The 18,079-nt window shown below is 70.3% G+C and carries 16 protein-coding genes, 2 tRNA genes and 1 pseudogene; 10 read left to right on the top strand and 9 right to left on the bottom strand.

Annotation, left to right across the window (positions count from 1 at the left end; all coding sequences use genetic code 11):
* Nucleotides 1–29 precede the first annotated feature (29 nt).
* The 3 genes from ACN27J_RS11095 to ACN27J_RS11085 are packed head-to-tail and all read right to left on the bottom strand — an operon-like array spanning nt 30 to nt 3,293.
* Nucleotides 30–1,508, bottom strand: a complete 1,479-nt coding sequence (locus ACN27J_RS11095; protein ID WP_421365718.1) for a hypothetical protein — start codon at nt 1,506–1,508, stop codon at nt 30–32.
* Nucleotides 1,505–2,311 (bottom strand): sulfotransferase family protein, encoded by an 807-nt coding sequence (locus tag ACN27J_RS11090; RefSeq protein ID WP_278170574.1) that lies wholly within the window; start codon nt 2,309–2,311, stop codon nt 1,505–1,507. The genes ACN27J_RS11095 and ACN27J_RS11090 overlap by 4 nt, the downstream gene beginning before the upstream one ends.
* Nucleotides 2,304–3,293: a hypothetical protein gene (locus tag ACN27J_RS11085; protein ID WP_421365715.1), complete on the bottom strand. Its 990-nt coding sequence runs from the start codon at nt 3,291–3,293 to the stop codon at nt 2,304–2,306. The genes ACN27J_RS11090 and ACN27J_RS11085 overlap by 8 nt, the downstream gene beginning before the upstream one ends.
* 260 nt (nt 3,294–3,553) lie before the next feature.
* Here ACN27J_RS11085 and ACN27J_RS11080 point away from each other — a divergent pair, with 260 nt between their 5' ends.
* From ACN27J_RS11080 to ACN27J_RS11065, 4 genes are all read left to right on the top strand, one after another.
* A complete protein-coding gene (locus tag ACN27J_RS11080; RefSeq protein WP_421365712.1) occupies nt 3,554–4,804 on the top strand; it encodes a glycosyltransferase in 1,251 nt (416 codons plus the stop codon).
* The gene (locus tag ACN27J_RS11075; RefSeq protein ID WP_421365709.1) at nt 4,801–5,970 is read left to right on the top strand and encodes a sulfotransferase family protein; all 1,170 of its coding nucleotides are present in this window, start codon (nt 4,801–4,803) and stop codon (nt 5,968–5,970) included. Before ACN27J_RS11080 ends, ACN27J_RS11075 begins: the two co-directional genes overlap by 4 nt.
* 4 nt (nt 5,971–5,974) lie before the next feature.
* Nucleotides 5,975–6,880, top strand: a complete 906-nt coding sequence (locus ACN27J_RS11070) for a sulfotransferase family protein (protein WP_421365706.1) — start codon at nt 5,975–5,977, stop codon at nt 6,878–6,880.
* Between the two features lie 353 nt (nt 6,881–7,233).
* The gene (locus ACN27J_RS11065; protein WP_278170568.1) at nt 7,234–8,244 is read left to right on the top strand and encodes a sugar phosphate isomerase/epimerase family protein; all 1,011 of its coding nucleotides are present in this window, start codon (nt 7,234–7,236) and stop codon (nt 8,242–8,244) included.
* A gap of 120 nt (nt 8,245–8,364) precedes the next feature.
* Here the strand turns inward: ACN27J_RS11065 and ACN27J_RS11060 are convergent, their stop codons facing one another.
* Nucleotides 8,365–8,727: a hypothetical protein gene (locus ACN27J_RS11060; RefSeq protein WP_421365704.1), complete on the bottom strand. Its 363-nt coding sequence runs from the start codon at nt 8,725–8,727 to the stop codon at nt 8,365–8,367.
* A gap of 345 nt (nt 8,728–9,072) precedes the next feature.
* Between ACN27J_RS11060 and ACN27J_RS11055 the strand changes: the two genes are divergently transcribed.
* Nucleotides 9,073–9,145, top strand: a tRNA-Asn gene (locus tag ACN27J_RS11055).
* Between the two features lie 282 nt (nt 9,146–9,427).
* A pseudogene (locus tag ACN27J_RS11050) lies at nt 9,428–10,009 on the top strand (FAD-dependent oxidoreductase); the annotation flags it as partial.
* A 134-nt stretch (nt 10,010–10,143) separates the two neighbouring features.
* On the opposite strand, the gene ACN27J_RS11045 reads toward ACN27J_RS11050, so the two are convergent.
* Entirely contained in the window at nt 10,144–11,049 is a 906-nt protein-coding gene (locus ACN27J_RS11045) for a bile acid:sodium symporter family protein (RefSeq protein ID WP_421365702.1), read from the bottom strand.
* 338 nt (nt 11,050–11,387) lie between these two features.
* Here ACN27J_RS11045 and ACN27J_RS11040 point away from each other — a divergent pair, with 338 nt between their 5' ends.
* Nucleotides 11,388–11,936 carry a QsdR family transcriptional regulator gene (locus tag ACN27J_RS11040; RefSeq protein WP_421365699.1) on the top strand — a complete coding sequence of 183 codons (549 nt, stop codon included), beginning with the start codon at nt 11,388–11,390 and terminating at the stop codon, nt 11,934–11,936.
* A gap of 51 nt (nt 11,937–11,987) precedes the next feature.
* Here ACN27J_RS11040 and ACN27J_RS11035 read toward each other — a convergent pair whose 3' ends face one another.
* Both ACN27J_RS11035 and ACN27J_RS11030 read right to left on the bottom strand, forming a co-directional pair.
* The gene (locus tag ACN27J_RS11035; protein WP_421365696.1) at nt 11,988–12,845 is read right to left on the bottom strand and encodes an alpha/beta hydrolase family protein; all 858 of its coding nucleotides are present in this window, start codon (nt 12,843–12,845) and stop codon (nt 11,988–11,990) included.
* Nucleotides 12,846–13,284: 439 nt separating this feature from the next.
* On the bottom strand, nt 13,285–14,019 hold the full coding sequence (locus ACN27J_RS11030) for an NAD(P)-dependent oxidoreductase (protein ID WP_421365693.1): 735 nt from the start codon (nt 14,017–14,019) through the stop codon (nt 13,285–13,287).
* 114 nt (nt 14,020–14,133) lie between these two features.
* Between ACN27J_RS11030 and ACN27J_RS11025 the strand changes: the two genes are divergently transcribed.
* Entirely contained in the window at nt 14,134–14,814 is a 681-nt protein-coding gene (locus ACN27J_RS11025) for a TetR/AcrR family transcriptional regulator (RefSeq protein ID WP_421365690.1), read from the top strand.
* Nucleotides 14,815–14,842: 28 nt separating this feature from the next.
* Here ACN27J_RS11025 and ACN27J_RS11020 read toward each other — a convergent pair whose 3' ends face one another.
* Together ACN27J_RS11020 and ACN27J_RS11015 are read right to left on the bottom strand one after the other, a co-directional pair.
* Nucleotides 14,843–15,094 (bottom strand): hypothetical protein, encoded by a 252-nt coding sequence (locus ACN27J_RS11020; protein ID WP_421365688.1) that lies wholly within the window; start codon nt 15,092–15,094, stop codon nt 14,843–14,845.
* Between the two features lie 315 nt (nt 15,095–15,409).
* Nucleotides 15,410–15,486 (bottom strand) — tRNA-Ile (locus ACN27J_RS11015).
* Nucleotides 15,487–15,705: 219 nt separating this feature from the next.
* On the opposite strand from ACN27J_RS11015, the gene ACN27J_RS11010 reads away from it, so the two are divergent.
* Nucleotides 15,706–17,430: a RyR domain-containing protein gene (locus ACN27J_RS11010; protein ID WP_421365685.1), complete on the top strand. Its 1,725-nt coding sequence runs from the start codon at nt 15,706–15,708 to the stop codon at nt 17,428–17,430.
* Nucleotides 17,427–17,999 carry a hypothetical protein gene (locus ACN27J_RS11005; protein WP_421365681.1) on the top strand — a complete coding sequence of 191 codons (573 nt, stop codon included), beginning with the start codon at nt 17,427–17,429 and terminating at the stop codon, nt 17,997–17,999. The genes ACN27J_RS11010 and ACN27J_RS11005 overlap by 4 nt, the downstream gene beginning before the upstream one ends.
* The last annotated feature ends 80 nt before the right edge of the window (nt 18,000–18,079 follow it).

Here is an 18,079-nt window from a genome sequence, read left to right as displayed (position 1 = left end):
CGCGGCGGATCGTTGGCCACCGGCCGGTGTCAGTCCACTTCGGCGAGGATCGACTCCGGGGTGCCGGTGGCGTGCAGCAGCACCGGCCGATCGGTGACGGTCACCTCGGCCGCTGTCTTGGTCGGCGAGGCGCCGGCCGGCCCGGCGTGCAGGCTCGGCACCGCCGACACCCGTACCGCGTCGTTGACCTCGCCGGACCAGACGACCAGGGTGCTCTCCCCGCCCTGCTGGAACGCGATGCCGATCAGTCCGTCCCGGCGGACCGGAGTGACGGTCGCGCCACGCGCCGCCACCGCCAGGCTCTCGAACATCCGGCCGGCCTCACGTTCCGTACCGTCCGGGTCGAGCAGGCCGTAGCGAACCTCGCTGCCGGCCCGGTTGTTTGGGTTGTAGCCCAGCGGCAGCCACATCACCTGCCGGATACCGCCGGCCAACAGCATGGTGGAGACCTTGACGACCTCCTCGGCCCGGCTGACGTCGTCACCGTCACCGTCGCGCCAGAACTGCCCGACCTCCCACGCCTCGATCGGCACGTCGACCGGGGTCTCCGCCGCCAGGTAGTCCAGCAGCGCCGGTACGCCGTCGAAGTGCTCGTAGTAGTGCACCTGGCGCAGCTGCACCACGCCGTCGTCGATCAGCTGCTCGGTGGCGGCCAAAAAGGCGACGTTGCGTACGTTGGTCTCGTTGTCGAGCGCGGTCCGCAGCGTCTCGATCGTGTCCACCTCGGGGATCTTGCGGCCCCGGGTGCCGATCCGCCGCTGGAAGTACGCGTTGTAGGCGGCGATCGCCTCGTCGTCGCGGCCGGCTTGGACCAGCCGGTCGACCACCCCGAAGCCGTACGCGACACTGCTGATGCCGGAGTCGACGACCACCGCGTCCGGGTTCGCGGCGTGCACCGCCTCAGCGGCGGCGGTGGCCAGCTCGACGTACTCCTCGGGGGTGCCGCGCCAGTACTGCGGGGCGTTGACCTCGTTCTCGATCGCATACTGGCGGACGCCGTAGGGCGAGTAGCGGCGCACCACGTCACCGACGAACTGCCGGTAGGCGGCCATGTCCAGCGGCATCGTCGACTCGGTCTTGTTGGCCTGGCCGCGGACGTGTTCCGGGGTGCCACCGGTGGCCCAGCACATCTCGGTCCGGATCTTGATGTTCAGCACGATGCCGAGTTCCCGGCTGCGCTGGGCGATCTGGTCCAGGGCCGACCAGTCCTGTTGCCCCTGGGTCGGCTCGATGCTGCACCAGCTGATCTCGTGGTAGGTGGCGGACCCGGACAGTTTGCGCAGGTACGGCAGGAACTCGTCGTACCTGTTCCAGTCCCAGTGCGCGCCGAACGGGTGGGTGTCCTCGGGGTACGGCGGCAGGCTCGGCAGCGGCGCGCCGGTCGGCGGCACCGGTGGCGGGGTGGTGTCCTCGTCGGCGCTGGTGCAGCCGGCAAGTAGCAACAGCCCGCCGAGCGCCGCCGCCACGCAGCGCCGGGCCGCGGTGTTCGGCCGGGTGGCAGTGTTCATCGGTAACCCAGCTCGCGCAGCATCCGACCGGAGAAGACCGCGACGAGCAGCCGCAGGAACGGGTCCAGCTCCCGGCGGTAGCTGCCGACCCGGGACCGGTAGATGGCCGAGTCGGTGCCGGCGGAGGCGCGGCGTCGGTCCGCCTCACTGGTGTACTTTCCGGCCACGTCATGCGGTTTGTCGACGTAGTCGAGCACGCCTTCCTCCCACGGTTCGCCGAGGAACTCGAACAGCGCGCGCATCGACTTCTCCGGCTCACGTACCGCGTCCTCGTAGCGCAGTTCGTGGTAGCGGTCAGCTGGCAGGGTGGCACCCATCGCGCGGGCGGTACGAATGTAGCGCGGCCACTTGACCACGCATTTCACCGCCGACCAGTACCCGAACCGCTTGCGGTGCGAGACCACCACGTCGCGGCCGTCCCGGATGACGTGCACGATCTGCGCGTCCGGGAAAACCTCGGTGACGAAGTCGAGCGAGATCGCGTACAGCGGGGTCTTGTCGGCCCACCGAGCCTTGCCCCGGCCGGCGGCGTAGTCGGCGTGCACGCCGCCGAAGAAATCGGCGATGCGGCGCAGCCAGTCCTCCCGGGTGAAGCCGAAGCGGGCCAGCCGCTCCCAGTCGGAGCCGACGATGCGTCGCAGGTCCGGCAGGAACCGGGTCTCCGGACCGCAGGAGATCCGGGAGTGCGAGTCGAGCACCAGCCGCAGGAAGGTGGTGCCGGAGCGCTGGCAGCCCACCAGGAAGATGGGCGCCGTCGGCGACTGCGCCACTTCGGCGGCGGCCGGCGCGGGGGCTTCAGCCATGGTCGGTCCTTTCCACGCTCACCGGGGTACGCCGGTCGGTGTCGGCTTGTTGAGGTGGGGTGGTGGGGGAGTGTGGGCGGCCGCTGGCGGTCAGTCGGGCGGTGAGTTCGTCGCAGAGCGTACGGACCGCCGGGTCGATCGGCAGCGGCTGGCGGGCGGGGGTGCGAGGGGCGATGTGCGCGGACAGGTCGGGGCGGTAGGCGATCCCGAGGAAATCGCACAGCCGGCTGATCTGCCCGGCCGGATCGGCGATCAACGCGTCGTACGAGCTGAGCAGCACGTCGTCGCGGCGGTCCAGGCCGAGGCGGAAGTAGAGGGTGTTCCGGACGTACCAGAAAAGAGCGGCGGCGGTGTGCCGGTCCATCCGTCGGTAGTCGAAGCCGTGGATCAGCTCGTAGGTGTCCGCGTCGAGGCGCTGGCCCTGCCAGCGGCGACCGATGGTGCCGTCGGCGATGGCGGCGAGCGCCCGCAGGTTGGCGTCGCCGAACTTGGCCACCTCGGAGCGGGCCCGGTCGTCGACGTCGCGCCACGCCCAGACCGCCCGACCCGGCGCCATCCCGGGCAGGGCGAGCAACTCGTCCACCCGGTGGCTTTCACACAGCGGTTTGACCAGGACGTACGCGTGTCGGCTCCGGTTCACCACAGTGGTCAGCACCGCGTCGTCGCGGAGTTGAAAACGATGGAAGACCCGCCGGTCGCTTTCGTTGCGGACCTCGAACTCGCCGGCGGTCTCCAGCCCGCGGACCAGCATGTTGGTGCCGGACCGCTGCAGGCCGACCAGGTAGACCGGGGTGGCCTGACCACGGGGTACGCCGTGCTGGCGTCGCCAGCGCAGCTTGGTCCACGCCGTGGTGGCCCGGTCGACCGGGTTGAGCCGGTCCTCCTCGACGAGGCGGCGGAGTCCTTCGGTGCGGATCCATCGGGCGTGCCGGGCGATTCGCCGCGCGGTCCAGGCCAGGGTGGAAGGCTCGTCGTCGTTCACCGGTCCTCCTCGGGCACGTCACCAGCCGCTGTGGCCAGGCTGGGGCGAGGTCGGGCCGCGGTCAGGCTACCCACGGATCGGGGCGAAACGCCAGAACGCAGGCTGGTCAGCCACACAAGATCATCCGATCAGCTAGTTGGCGATTCGGTACTGGACTAACCCGGCGTGGGTGCATAGCGTGAGGCAGCAGCCAGGGCGGGAGCCCTGCGCCACCATAACCGGGTGGCCACACCCCGGTATCGAGCGAGCGGGCCGGACTGATGCGTGTCCTCCATGTGAACAAGTTTTTGTACCGTCGGGGTGGCGCTGAGGGGTATCTGATCGACCTCGCCGATCTGCAGCGCGCCGCCGGGGACGAGGTTGCGTACTTCGGGATGACCCACCCGGACAACGACGGGCCGTTGCCGTACGCCCGGCACTTCCCGCCGCACGTCGAGCTGGAACCGGCACCGCGCGGACTGCGCCCCCGGCTGGCCGTCGCCGGTCGGATGATCTGGTCGCCGGCGAGCCGCCGCGGCCTGACCCGGGTGATCGAGGACTTTGGGCCGGACGTCATCCACCTGCACAACATCTACCACCAGCTGTCTCCGTCGGTGCTCGCCGCCGCCCGCGACGTCGGGGTGCCGTGCGTGCTGACCATGCACGACTACAAGCTCGCCTGCCCCAGCTACCAGCTGCTGGACCAGGGGAAGGTCTGTGAAGCGTGCGTCGATGGAGGTCCGCTACACGCCGCGCGGCGCAGGTGCAAGGACGGATCGGCATCCGCCAGTACGCTACTCGCTGTGGAGTCGTGGATACACAGAAAGTCACAGGCCTATGGTCCGGTCGGGGTGTTCGTCAGCCCCAGCCGGTTCCTCGCCGACGTGATGCGCCGGGCCGGCGTCTACCCGGACCGGCTACGGGTGATCAACCACTTCGTGGACACAGCTGCCGTGCCGGTGAAGGACTCGCCGGGCGGGGGAGTGGTCTTCGCCGGCCGGATCTCCGCCGAGAAGGGAGTGGACACGCTGGTCGAGGCGGTCGCCCGGCTGCCCCGGCAGGTGCCCGTCCACGTGGCCGGCGACGGCCCCGCGCTGCCTGCGGTCCGGGCCCTCGCCGACCGGGTGGCACCCGGCCGGGTGCGGTTCCACGGCCGGCTGGACAAGTCCCGGCTGCACGACCTGATCAGGTCCTCGGCGGCGGTCACGGTGCCGTCCCGTTGGCACGAGAACCAGCCGATGGCGGTGCTCGAGGCGTTCGCCTGCGGCGTGCCGGTGGTCGGCACCGACCTCGGTGGGCTGCCGGAGCTGATCAGTCCCGGCGTCGATGGCGAGACCGTCCCGGCCGACGACCCGGTGGCGCTCGGCGACGCGCTGGGCAGGCTGGTCGCCGACCCGGACCGGGCGTACGCGATGGGCCGGGCCGCCCGGGACAAGATCGACCGTGACTTCACGCCCGACCTGCACCTGAACCGGCTCCGCGACGCCTATTTGGCCGCGGCGTTGACCGCCCCGGCCGGAACCCGACGATGACCGGTACGCCCCCTGCTGCCGGTACGCCCTCTGCTGCGGGTACATCCTCTGCCGCTGGCGCGTCCGGCCCGTCGAGTCCTCCGGTCCGGGTGCTCTACCTGGCCGGCAGTGGTCGCAGCGGCAGTACCCTGATCACCACCGTCCTGGGGCAGCTGGACGGCTGTTTCGCCGCCGGCGAGCTGCGCTACCTCTGGCAGCGCGGGATGGTCGACAACCGTCCCTGCGGCTGCGGCGCGCCGTTCAACGCCTGTCCGGTCTGGCGGGCGGTCACCGCCGAGCTGGCAGCCGTTGCTGGTCCGGCATTTGCCGCCGACCCGGCTGCCGCCGACCCGGCTGCCGCCGCCGGCATAGCCCGACGACTGCGGACCAGGCTGCGGATGCGGGACCTGCCAGCCATGCTGCGCCGGGCCGGCGCCGGCCGGCGGGCCGTGCCGCACCACGCCGACGATGCCGCGATCGCAGCGGTCTATCCGGCGGTCGCCCGCCAGGTGAGTCGTAGCGGCGACGGACCGGTGGTGGTGGTCGACTCGTCGAAGCTGCCACCGTACGGTGCGTTGCTGCGTGACCTGCCCGGCATCGACCTGCGGGTGCTGCACCTGGTCCGGGACCCGCGCGGCACCGCCTTCTCTTGGCGCCGTCGGCGTGGACTGGACGGCGCGGCGGACCGCAAGCTGATGAGCCGCCCGCCGGTGTGGAAGGCGGCGCTGCTGTGGCGGGTGTGGAACGCCGCCACCGCGCGGTTTTTCGAAGCCGCCGGACCCGCCCGCTACCTGCGGATCCGCTACGAGGACGTGGTTGCCGACCCGGCCGGTCAGCTAGGCCGGATCGCGCTGTTCGCCGGGCTGGATCCGGCCGGGCTGCCGGTGGACGCCGACGGCCGGGTCACTCTGGCCCCCACCCATTCGGTGGCGGGCAACCCGGCGCGGCACCGTACCGGAGCGGTCCCGGTCAGCGACGACGCCGAATGGGTCCGGGCGCTGCCCGGCCGGTCGTTCGCGGTGGTCACCGCGGTGACGCTGCCGCTGCTGCGCCGCTTCGGCTACCCGGTACGGCGACCCGCAGCGCCCCCGGCCCCGGCCGGGACCCAGGGCGGGCCGGTCCAGGGCGGGCCGGCCGGGGTACCGGGCGGGCCGGTCCCCGCCACGACACCGAGCAAGGAAGGCTGACCCGATGCTGTCCGTCGTCGTGGGCACCGGACGGTGCGGATCGACCCTCGTCCAGGAGATCCTGGCCCGGCACCCGGCCGTCGGTTTCGTGTCCGGGCTGGACGACAAGCTGCCCCGGCTCAACCTGGCCGGTCGCCGCAACGGCCGGCTTTACCGCCGCTCGACGCCCCGGCCGGCCGGCATGACCTCGCTCGGGCACAGCCGTCGCCTGCTGGAACGCGGCCGGCTGCGGGTGGCGCCGTCCGAGGCGTACCGGCTGATCGACCGGCAGGTGATGGCCGGCTACTCCAGGCCGTGCCGGGACCTGCGGGCCGACGACCTCACCCCGTACGTGGGCCAGCGGCTGCGCGCCTTCTTCGACCGCCGGGTCGAGCGGCAGGGCTGCCAGGTGCTGCTGCAACACGTCACCGGCTGGCCCCGCACCGGTTGGCTGCATGCCGCGTACCCGGATCTGCGGGTGGTCAACGTGGTCCGCGACGGACGGGCGGTGGCCAACTCGTGGCTGCAGATGGGCTGGTGGGACGGCTGGCGTGGGCCGGACAACTGGTTCCTCGGCCCGCTGCCGGCCGACCTGCGGGCCGAGTGGGAAGAAGCCGACCGGTCGTTTCCGGTGCTGGCCGCGCTCGGCTGGAAGATGCTGATGGCCGCGTTCGCCGAGGCTCGGGCCAGCCACCCGGTCGGCCAATGGCTGGACATACGGTACGAGGATCTGCTGGTCGCACCGCGCGACGAAGTAGCCCGGATGCTGGACTTTCTCGGCCTCGACTGGTCGCCCGCGTTCGAGCGTGGCTTCCGCCGGTACGAGTTCCACAGCGGTCGCGGGGCGGCGTACCACCGGGAACTCAGCCCGGAGCAGTTGGCTGCGGTTGACCGGGTGCTGGAGAAGCCGCTCGCCGAGTGGGGTTACTGACCAGCCAGGCTCGTGACCCGCTGGCGTCGTACCCTGTCGCCGTACCTCGGCTGCCTCTATCGCGGCGGCCCGCAACCGGCCTAGAGTGGTGCGGGCAGGCCCGTACCTCGGGCCGGTGTCCGGGCGGGAGGCGCAACCCGCCCGGTCGGGAAGCGTCGCGCCGGTACGGTGACCGTGCCGGGTGCCGTCGTGACCAGCCGGCCGGTGTCCGCTGCCCGCCCCACCGGTCGGTGTACCACGACCGGGTAGTTCAACGCCGGTAGCTCATCGGGCCGTCACCTCGCACCGGTCCAACCACGCGCCGCACCTGCGGCGCGGGATGGGATCCCAGTGACGACAACGGGAGAAGGACCATGGCGCGACCCATCACGCTCTTCACCGGCCAGTGGGCCGACCTGCCGTTCGAGGAAGTGTGTCGGCTGACCTCGGAGTGGGGCTACGACGGCCTGGAGATCGCCTGCTGGGGCGATCACTTCGAGGTGGACCGGGCGCTGGCCGAGGACGACTACGTCGAGCGCAAGCTGCAGACCTTGGCCAAGTACAACCTCAAGGTCTACGCGATCTCCAACCACCTGGTCGGCCAGGCGGTCTGCGACCATCCGATCGACGAGCGGCACCAGGGGATCCTGCCCGCCCGGATCTGGGGCGACGGTGAGCCCGAAGGCGTCCGTCAGCGCGCCGCCGAGGAGATCAAGGACACCGCCCGGGCCGCTGCGAAGCTCGGCGTCAACACCGTCATCGGCTTCACCGGCTCGTCGATCTGGCACACCCTGGCCATGTTCCCACCGGTGCCGCCGGAGATGATCGAACGCGGCTACCAGGACTTCGCCGACCGGTTCAACCCGATCCTCGACGTGTTCGACGAGGTCGGCGTCAGGTTCGCCCACGAGGTGCATCCAAGCGAGATCGCCTACGACTACTGGACGACCCGCCGCACCCTGGAGGCGATCGGCAACCGGCCGGCGTTCGGCCTCAACTGGGACCCGTCGCACTTCGTCTGGCAGGAACTGGACCCGGTCAACTTCATCCTCGAATTCGCCGACCGGATCTATCACGTCGACTGCAAGGACGCGAAGGTCCGTACCGGCGACGGTCGGCGTGGCCGGCTCGCCTCCCACCTGCCCTGGGCGGATCTGCGGCGGGGCTGGGACTTCGTCTCCACCGGGCACGGCGACGTGCCGTGGGAGGACTGTTTCCGGGCACTCAACGCAATCGGTTACGACGGACCGATCTCGGTCGAGTGGGAGGACGCCGGAATGGACCGGTTGGTCGGCGCCCCCGAGGCGTTGCGGTTCGTCCGTCAGCAGGCGTTCGACGCTCCGACGGCGGCGTTCGACGCGGCGTTCTCCAGCAGCCGGGACTGACCTGGCCGCCGCCGGACCAGCGGCGGCGAACACACCGGGACGACCGTGGGCCGGTCACCCCCCGTCAACGGGGGTGACCGGCCCACGCGTACGCCGCGTTCTCGACGGTGCGTGCCGGCGTCAGCTGGCGCTGCCGCCGGGCCCGGTGCCCTTGCCTGGCTTGTTCCCGGCCGTCGTCGCACCGGTGGACCCGGGCGAGGAGGCCGTGCCCATCCCGGCGTCGGCGAGACTGCTGTCGGGGGTGGTGAGGTGGTCGTGGCCGTTGAGGCGTTCGCCCAGCCGGGTGTGGCTGAGCCGCTCCCGGCCCTCCGCGTAGATCCGGTTGGCCTGAGCCTGCGCCACCCCGGCGGCCTCCTGCACCGTCGGGTGGTCCATCACCTTGCGTGCGTTGAGTACCAGCTCGTCGTACCTCTCTCGGCCAGCGCGGGCGCCCAGGACGAAACCCACGGCCACCCCGCCGATGAACCAAAGTTTTCCGCGCATGGCGGCTCCTTCCGTACCTGACCCGGTGTACCCGTCGGCCGTCGGTCCGGTTCGGTGCCGGCTGGCCGATGAGTGACCCGGTCGTGCCATCGTCATCTGTCCGGTGCTGTCTACCCATCCTGCTCCTTTCTCACGCGTCAGCACAGACAACTCGGTCTTTTGTCCGTTTCGATAGGCTTCTTGTCGGAGCTCGACCGGCCGGGCCGTGCCGTGGACCCGGTCGGTTCGAGACGGTGGACCCGGTCGGTCCGGGTGGCGAACCCGGTCGCCCATCCGGCGGTGGCGTCCTGTACTCTTGTCCCGTCGCCAGGCGGCCGGAGAGATCCGCTGCCGGCTACGCAGCAGTCCCCCGTAGCTCAATTGGCAGAGCAGCCGGCTGTTAACCGGCAGGTTTTTGGTTCGAGTCCAAACGGGGGAGCTTCCACGGATGGCCGTCGCGGCGGAGGTCGTCATCGTCGGTGCCGGGCTCGCTGGGCTTGCGGCAGCCTGATCGATCTGGACCGCCTCGACCTGCGCTTCTTCACTCCTGCTGAGCTGGTCCGGCGAGCCGATGACACAGTACGGCTGGCGCACCCGTTGTGGATGCCGTTCGCCGCACCGGCGACGCTGCTCGCCGGCGTCGGCACCCTGCCGGACCGACTTCGACTCGGTCGGCTGCTGATGCGGTACGCCCTGACCAGTCCCGCCCGGAGTGCTCGCCGACCCCGACCTGGAAACGTCGAATCATGTCGTCGCGATGATTCTGCGATCCTTCGCCCAGGGTCGGATCGGGGTGCCGGCCGCCGGAATGGCCGCCCTGCCCCGTGCCGTCGCCGGCCCGTTGCCGCCCGACCGGCTCCGGCTGGCGACCGACGTGACGGCGATCGAGCCTGGCCTGGTGCGCACCCGGGACACCGACCTGCGCTGCCGGTGGATCATCGTGGCGACCGATCCACCGGCGGCCGCCCGTCGTGGTCAGTCAGGCGGCACCGGACTACGCCCGCCCGGTCGGCACCTGATCGCCACCTCCGTTGTCGGCCGAGAGACACCGCCAGAGACGGTCGTCCGGGCCGAGTTGGCACGGCTGTACCAGACCTCGACCACCGGTTGGTGTCACCTGCGGACGGTGGCGGTCGTCGGCGCGCTGCCGGCGGCGGTGCCGCCGCGTGGCACGGTGCGCGCACCGGCGCAGGTCAGCAGCGGCATCTTCGTCGCCGGCGACCATCGCGACAGCCTGTCTATCCAGGGTGCACTCGCCAGCGGCTGGCGGGTCGCGGGCGCGGTGCTGCGTCGTCGGTCCTGACCAGAGGCCGGCGCCGGTTCCGGACCAGACGATGGCTGCCGGTTCCTGACCAGAGGCCGGCGCCGGCACCGGGCTGTCGCTACGGTGCCGGCGCCGACCTTCGGGCCCTGGGTCACATCAGGGGTCAGCGGGGGTCAGACCCGGCTGGACGGCGCCGCCCGCTCGGCGGTCGCCCTTGCCGCCGGGACCCGCCGGGCGACGATGAAGCCGAAGACAGCGGCGGTGAAGAACATGACGAATCCGTACGTCACCGAGGGCATCGCCATCTCCGTGTTGCCGAGCAGCGTCGGGGTCATCGCGATGGTGATCGACAGGCTGGCGTTGTGCAGGCCGATCTCGAAGGCGGAGGCGATCGACTCGCGTTCACCGACCCGGAACAGCCGGGGGCCGAAGTAGCCGATCGTCATGCTGAGCAGGTTGAACAGCACGACGGCGAGGATGATCTCGCCAAGGACGTCGAACACCTCTTCGCCGAGACCGGCGATCACGCTGGCGATCATCATCAGCAGCACGAGGACGGACAGCACCTTGACCGCGCGCTCCAACCGGATCGCGAGGCCGGTGAACCGCCGCCGGACCGCCATGCCGATGGAGATCGGGATCAGCACGAGGGCGAACACCTGAATCACCTTGTCGAACTGGAGCCCGATCGAGCTGTCCGACCCCATGAACCCGGCGACGGACAGGTTCACGATCACCGGCAGGGTGAACAGCGCCAGCACCGAGTTGACTGCGGTGAGCGAGATGTTCAGCGCCAGGTCACCTTTGAACAGGTGGCTGTAAAGGCTCGCCGTACTGCCGCCCGGTGAGGCGGCGAGCAGCATCATGCCGACCGCCAGTTCGGGGCGCAGACCGAGCACGAAGACCAGACCGAGGCAGAGCGCTGGCAGTACCAGCATCTGACTGACCAGGCAGACCACCATGGCCCGCGGGTATCGCAGGACCCGGCGGAAGTCCTCCATTGTCAGGGTGAGCCCGAGTCCGAGCATGATGATCGCCACGGCGATGGGAAATAGGAGAACCACCGTATCGTTGCTCATGGCAAGCCTGCCTTCCGATCGGAATGAAGTGCATGGATCTTTACATTGCCGACCGGTCGGCTGCTTCTTCCTGGTTGCTTGATCTATGGCGGCCGCCATCCTGATCGGCGGGGTTCCACCCATCCGCCGAGTCGGGCAGATTGCGGTGATTCACCAACTGTTGGCGGAGTATCCGCTGGCCGGATCAATCATGGCGATGCTTTGAACCATTGGCGATCACGGAACGTGCCCAGAGTATGGGGTCAATGGCCTACCGGGTCCGCCCGGCCAGCAGCACGCGACACGGCAACGGCAAGACCGCACAGATACCGGTCGCCCGAAGTCCGGTACCCCGTCGGGTGGTAAGCGAGGAGACGGTGGTACGCGGTGGCGGCCGGTACTTCCTCAGCCACGGCACCATCGACATGGGCGGACTCGCCGACGCGTTGGCGGTCAGCCGGGCGACGCTCTACCGGGTCACCGGCAGTCGGGACCGGCTGCTCGGTGAAGTCCTGTGGTGGCTCGGCAGCCGTCAACTGGCCGAAGCGCGTGGCGCACGTCGACGGACCGGGGTGGACGGCGTGATCGAGGTGACCATGCGCTACGCCGCCGCGGTGCGTCGGTCCGCGCCGTTCCGGCAGTTCCTCGCCGACGAACCCGAGACGGCGGCCCGGGTCCTGTTCGCCGAGCCGGGCTGGGTGCACCGGCGGTTCATCCGTGCCCAGGCGGACATCTTTGTCGACGTGCTCGACCCGGATCTGGCCATCCACGCCGCACCGGAGGCGCTGGCGTATCTCTACATCCGGATCGTCGAGTCCGCCATCTACGCGGAGTTGCTCGCCGGCCGGCAGCCGGACCTCGACCTGACCGAACAGGCGCTGCGGTCCCTGCTCTGCGGGGCGCGGTGAGCCCACGGTGAGCCCGGCCGGCGGTCTGCGCCGGCCGGGCTCACCGCGTGATCAGGACGCGCGGGCGCAGGTGTCCTGATATTCGGAAATCTCTCCGTCGGGTCGGGGCGGTGGGCAGAGAAACTGCTCGTAGCGGGTGTCGTCGTCGACGAATCGCTTCAGCCACGCCAGGCTGAACGACGAGATGGTAGCGTTCGGAATGTTCGGTGCGAAATGGCTGGCGTTGTTGAGCTCCAGATATGCCTTGTCCAAATCGGAGGGAAGGCTGTCGAAGAATGGCTCGGAATGAGATCGTACCGAGGCGATCGTGTCTCGTTCGGCGCCGATCACCATCGTTGGGACCTGCACCCGCGACCAGTTCTTGTTGAGATTCCACGGGGTGAGCGGAATCGCCGCCCGCAATGTCGGGCGCGACTCGGCCGCCTCGAGCGCACCGCCACCGCCCATCGAGTGACCCATCACCGCGAGCCGGTCCGGGTCCACCCGGTCCCGAATCGGGCTGCGCTCCACCAGGAAGTCCAGCGCGGCGAGAAGTTGCCGGCCGCGGCTCGCCGGCTGGTCGGAGCGGGTAATGGTGTCGATATTGAATACAATGAACCCCTGTGATGCCAGCCGGGGTCCCAACCAGGCCATGCTCGACCGGGACGCGGTGAAGCCGGGGGCGACCGCCACTCCACCGAAGGTGCCTTCGCCGCCACTGGTCGGGAAGTAGATCGTGCCGCCGCCGAACCCGCTGGCATCGCGCGACGACACCGTCACCTGGGACGTCGCGAACGGGCCCCGGGCGGCGGCGAGACTGGACGCGCTCGGGGCTGGACCCCGCTCGAACGGGTTCTCGGCGGCGCTCGCGTTCGGGATCAACGTGAGCCCGGCGACCGCCAGTAGCGCGGCCGTCGCTGCGGCGAGCACACCCCGGATTCGACGCCGGCTGCGATCCGGCCGCGCGGACCGGTGCGCGGTCCGGTGCGCGGTCCGGTGCGTGGAGCGCCGGGCGGGCGGATGTGCGCAATCACGGCTGAGCGGAGCTGCGGAATGCCGGGCTGCCGGCGCCGGGTCTTCGGACTCAGGAAACGACGGATGCATCTGTCCTCCCACTGGCGTACGGGAGTCACCGCGCGGTCACCGGGGCGCCGTCCGGTACGCGTCGCCGGACCGAGGGGTGGTCGCGACGACCGTCGGTGACGATGGATACCTGCGGGCGTCCCCGCCGGGCAATCCGGACGCTATCCCGATCAAACGCCGCTGACCAGGTAGGACAGGGATCCTGAGACCGCCGTCGCAGCCCTGTCCGACCTCGGACACCGGGCCGGCGAGCCGGTGCGTCGGCGCACCGGCTGGGCCACGCCTGTCACTGCGGTCGACCGGCATGGGCGAGGGCGGACGGGGTCAGCCGACCGACGATGGCCGGGGCCTCCCGGATGAGGGTGTCGTCGTCCACGGCCTCGACCATGAACCGGGCGTAGTCGATGCGCCGGGTCAGGTTGCTGGCCAGCACCGGGTCACCCACGTGCCGGCTCCACACCGGCAGGCCCTGGCTGTCGCCCTCCTCGAGGTCACTGCCGCGTACGACGGTCCAGTCGGTGCCGCTGGCGAAGACCCGTTGGCAGGCCTGCACCTGGTCGTCGACGTCCACCACCCGCAGCAGCTTTGCCAGCCAGCCGAAGACCGTCGTGTAGAGCTTGAACCCCCGGGGGTAGACGTCCCGGCCGTCGCGGGTGATGTGCCAACCGCAGGAGAAGATCAGCCGGGCACCGGGCTCGGCGTAGTCGAGCACCGCCTGGGCGGTGCCCGAAGCGTAGCTCTGCACCCCCCACGGCACCAGCACGGTGAGCACGGCGTCGCAGCCGCGTACCGCCTGGGCGATGACCGTACGGGAGTTGGTCGGACCGGGGACCACGGTGATTCGCCCGTCGAATTCGGACAGTTTGGGCACGCTCTTCTCGCGGCACACGGCGACGACCTCGTACCCGCGCTCCAGCGCCTGCCGCACCATGTACCGCCCGAGCTTCCCGGACGCGCCGACGACGCAGATCCGCCGGCCCGCACCTGGCTGGCCGACTCCGTCGGTGCCGATCGGTTCCATGGTCCCACTCCTGTCTCTCGAATTCCCCGCACCACGATTGGCTTACGCTGTAAGGTACAGCCTTGCGGTGTAAGGTTGTCAAGCGGTCCGAGCGGATGACGGCAGGAGGATCACGTGGTCACAGAGCCAGCCGGTACGCCCGGGAACCGGCGCACCGCGCTCACCAGGGACCTGGTGCTGCGCGAAGCGGTCGCGCTGGCCGACGAGGCCGGTTCGGGGGTGCCGAGCATGCGCCGGCTCGCGCAGCGGCTCGGCGTCGAGGCGATGTCGCTCTACCACCACTTCCGCAACAAGGACCTGATCCTCGACGGAATGGTCGATGTCGTGTTCGGTGAGATCGACCTACCGGCGGACGGGGTCGACTGGTGTGCCGCGATGCGGGACCGGGCGGCTTCGATGCGGGCGGCGCTGATCCGGCACCCGTGGGCCATCGGTCTGATGGACTCCCGGACCAACCCCGGCCCGGCGACCCTGCGCCACCACGACGCGGTGCTGGGCTGTCTGCGTGCAGGTGGATTCTCCGTCGCCGGCGCGGCGCACGCGCTCTCCATGCTGGACAGCTATGTCTACGGGTTCACCCTGCAGGAACTCAGCCTGCCGTTCACCTCGTCCGCCGAGGTCACCCAGGTGGCGGGCGCGATCCTGGAGCAACTGCCCCGTGACGAGTTGCCGCATCTCGCCGAGATGATCGTTCATCGGGCGCTGGCACCCGGCTACTCCTATGCGGTCGAGTTCGACGTCGGACTCGACCTGATCCTCGACGGTCTGCAGCGGAGCCGGGAAAGCTGGCGGTGACCCGTAGGCGGGTCACTGTCGGCACCCCTCACTTCTTGACCAGGCTCTTGTCGAGCATCGTGGTTGCGGCGGCGAGGATCGCCTCGTCGGCCTGGCGCGGCTGGAACCCCAGCACGCGGCGGGCCTTGTCGTTGGAGACCTTCTTGGCGTAGCCGAGGTTGGCCTTTAGCAGGACGCCGACCTGCTTCATCATGATCGCCGGGCCGTCGGAGAGCAGGAACCGCTGGCCGGCGGCACCGGGCGTGGTCATGGCCAGCACGTGGGCGGCGGCGACGGTCACGCACGTCGACGAACGGGATGTACAGCTTCGGGTAACCCGGCATGCTGCCGTCCAGGCTGCGCTGCACGATGCCCTGCTCGGCTCGGCGGCCGTCACACTGGTGCCGAATCCCGCCGCCCCGACGGAGCCACCCATAGCTCGGCGAACAAGGATCGGCGCCCCGAGCGCCTCTGTCCTCCTCCCCGGTCTCCGGCCGCCGTCCGGTTCATCGCCGTGGTGCTGTCGCTGGGCGCGCAGTCCCCTGTGGACGCAGATGACCCACGACGTCAACCGGCAACACCTGAGAATTGGATCCGGTTCGCGAAACGCTGCACCTGGTGGGGCGGGCGGGGCTCGAACCCGCGACCGAGGGATTATGAGTCCCCTGCTCTGACCGGCTGAGCTACCGCCCCGGCGAAGGAATCTTATCCGGTCGGTGTGCGTGGTGACGGACCAGTGGCACCAAGGCGAATTTTCCTACTTCACCGTGAAATGTGATGGTCAAGCGTTCGGTAGCCGACTGGCGCCTATGGGTGATACTCGTTACATCGGCCGTCAGACCGGACGGTGGGGAGGCTTCCCTGGACCAGGACCGGAACAGAACGACGATCACCCTGCTCCGCATCACTTTCGTGCTGCTGGCGGGGGTGTCGGCGATCCTGGGATTCGTCGGTTACGCCGAGCTGCTCGTGGGCGAGCGCGGCGGCACGACCACGCCGGTCGACGTTCTCTACTACACGTTGCAGCTCTTCGTCCTCGATGCAGATCAGCTCGCGGACCGAGCCGACCTGCCCTGGCAGTTGCAGGTCGCCCGGTTCACCGCGCCAGCGGCGACCGTGTTCGCTCTCGTCGAGACCGCCCGGGTACTGCTGACCGGTGAACTGCACCGGTTGCGTGCCCGGCGGGCCAGCGGGCACGTCGTGGTGTGCGGTGACTCGGCCATGGCCCGCAACCTCGCGGCCCGGTTGCACGCCGCCGGCAGGAAGGTGGTCGTGGTGGGCCTGCCGTCGGGCACGCCGGTCCCGTCCCGTCGTCGGTGGTACACCGTACCCGGGGACCCCACCGCCGCCGAGGTGCTGCGGGCGGCCGGCGTAGGACGCGCCGCGCTGGTGTACGCCTGCACCGAGGACAGCACGGACAACATCCTCGCCGCCACCACCGCCGGCATGCTGCGCGACGAACACAACGGCGGCATGCGGGTCTACGCCCAACTCCACGATCCGGAACTCTGCCTGGCGATGCAGGCCCGCCGGTTGAGCCATTCGGCCGGCGTCGATCTGCGGCTCGACTTCTTCAACGTCGACGAGCTCGCCGCCCGCTGGTTGTTCCGGCAGGACCCGTTGCCGACCGTACGGTTGAGTCGGCTGCTGGTGATCGGGATGTCGTCGTTCGGCCGCGCGGTGCTGGTCGAAGCGGCCCGGCACTGGCGGATCCACCAGCCGGACACCGCCGGCCGGCTCCGTGTCGATCTCATTGCCGCGAACGCCCGGTCGGTGGTCGACGATCTGGTGCACCGGTACCCGTTCCTCGGCGGCGTCTGCGACGTCGTGTGCTACGAGCGCGAGCCGGACGCGTTGCTGCCCGGCCCGGCCTTCCGCGTCCCGCACGACCGGGTCCTGCTCTGCCTCGACGACGAGGAGCAGGCGTTGAAGATCGCGTTGACCACACCGTCGTTGTGGCGGGGCGGGCCGGGATCGGTCACCGTACCGGTCACCCGGCTCGCCGGCCTGGCCGGCGCGTTCGCCGACGGCGACGGCCGCTCGGGCCTGCTCGACGCGATTTCCGGCACGGTGCGCTGCTACCCGACGGTCGACGCGGCCAGCGACCCCGATCGGATCGGCGACGACCTGGTCGAGCGGCTCGGCCGGTCGATCCACGACCGGTACCTGCTGGCGTCGCGGGTCGGGGCGGTCGGGTCGGTCGCCGATCCGGCGTTGCTGCCCTGGGCCTCGCTACCGGAGGATCTGCGTCGGACGAACCGTGCCCAGGCCGCCGACATCGGTCGGAAGTTGCGGGTCCTCGGGCTGGCGTTGGCGCCACGGACCCGGACGAACGTGGCAGTGCGGTTGACCCGGGAGCAGATCGAACGGCTCGCCGTGCTGGAACACCAACGGTGGTCCCGGGAGCGCAGGTCGACCGGCTGGGTGCACGGCCTGCAGCGGGACCGAGCCGCCCGTACCCATCCGGACCTGCGTCCCTGGCGTGAGCTTCCGGAGCAGGTCAAGGAGAAGAACCGCGACGAGATGCGGCAGATCCCCGGTGTGCTGGCCGATGTCGGGCTGGAGATCGTGCGGGTCGGTACCGGCGCCTCGGAGCCGGTCACGCGGTGGTCGGCGACCCGGGAGCATCGGCGGTGAGGGGCGGTACGGCGACCAGGTCTGCCGACACCTCCGGTGCCGCCGGCGGCACCGGACCCGGCGCCGCGTCGGGGCATCGTGAACTGCGGATCGGAGTCTCCGGTCACATCGGGCTGGCCGCCGGGTCCGACCGGCTGGTCCGGCTGGCGCTGCGAGCGGCGTTGCGTGAGGTCCACCGACAGGCCGGCCGCCGACCGATCCACGGGCTGACCTGCCTCGCGGAAGGCGCCGACCAGTTGTTCGCCGAGGAGATCGTCGCTGTCGGCGCGACCTTTGATGTGGTGTTGCCCGCGCCGGACTACCGGTCCAGGTGCATCCGACCGGTGCGACGGCCGGCGTTCGACGATCTGCTCGCCCTCGCGCGATCGGTCTCGTACGCCGGAACGGTTTCCGGTAGTCGGACCTATGCCGAGGCGGGTCGGCTCGTTCTCGACCGCTGCGATCTTCTTTTCGCGGTTTGGGACGGCACCGAGGGCGGCGTCGGTGGCACCGCCGAGATGGTCGCGGAGGCCAACCGGCGGGGAATCACGGTGCGGGTGATCTGGCCGCCGGGCGCGGCCCGGCGGTAGACCGCCGCGTACGTCGATCCGGCGGTAGACCGCGTTGGTCGATCAGCCTGCTGCTGTCCGGGGGCGGGCCCGACGGGGCA

This window comes from Solwaraspora sp. WMMB762 (assembly GCF_049179115.1).
Classification (GTDB): domain Bacteria; phylum Actinomycetota; class Actinomycetes; order Mycobacteriales; family Micromonosporaceae; genus Micromonospora_E.
Note: the sequence above shows the minus strand (reverse complement) of the source record. Positions and strands in the feature narration are given on the sequence as shown.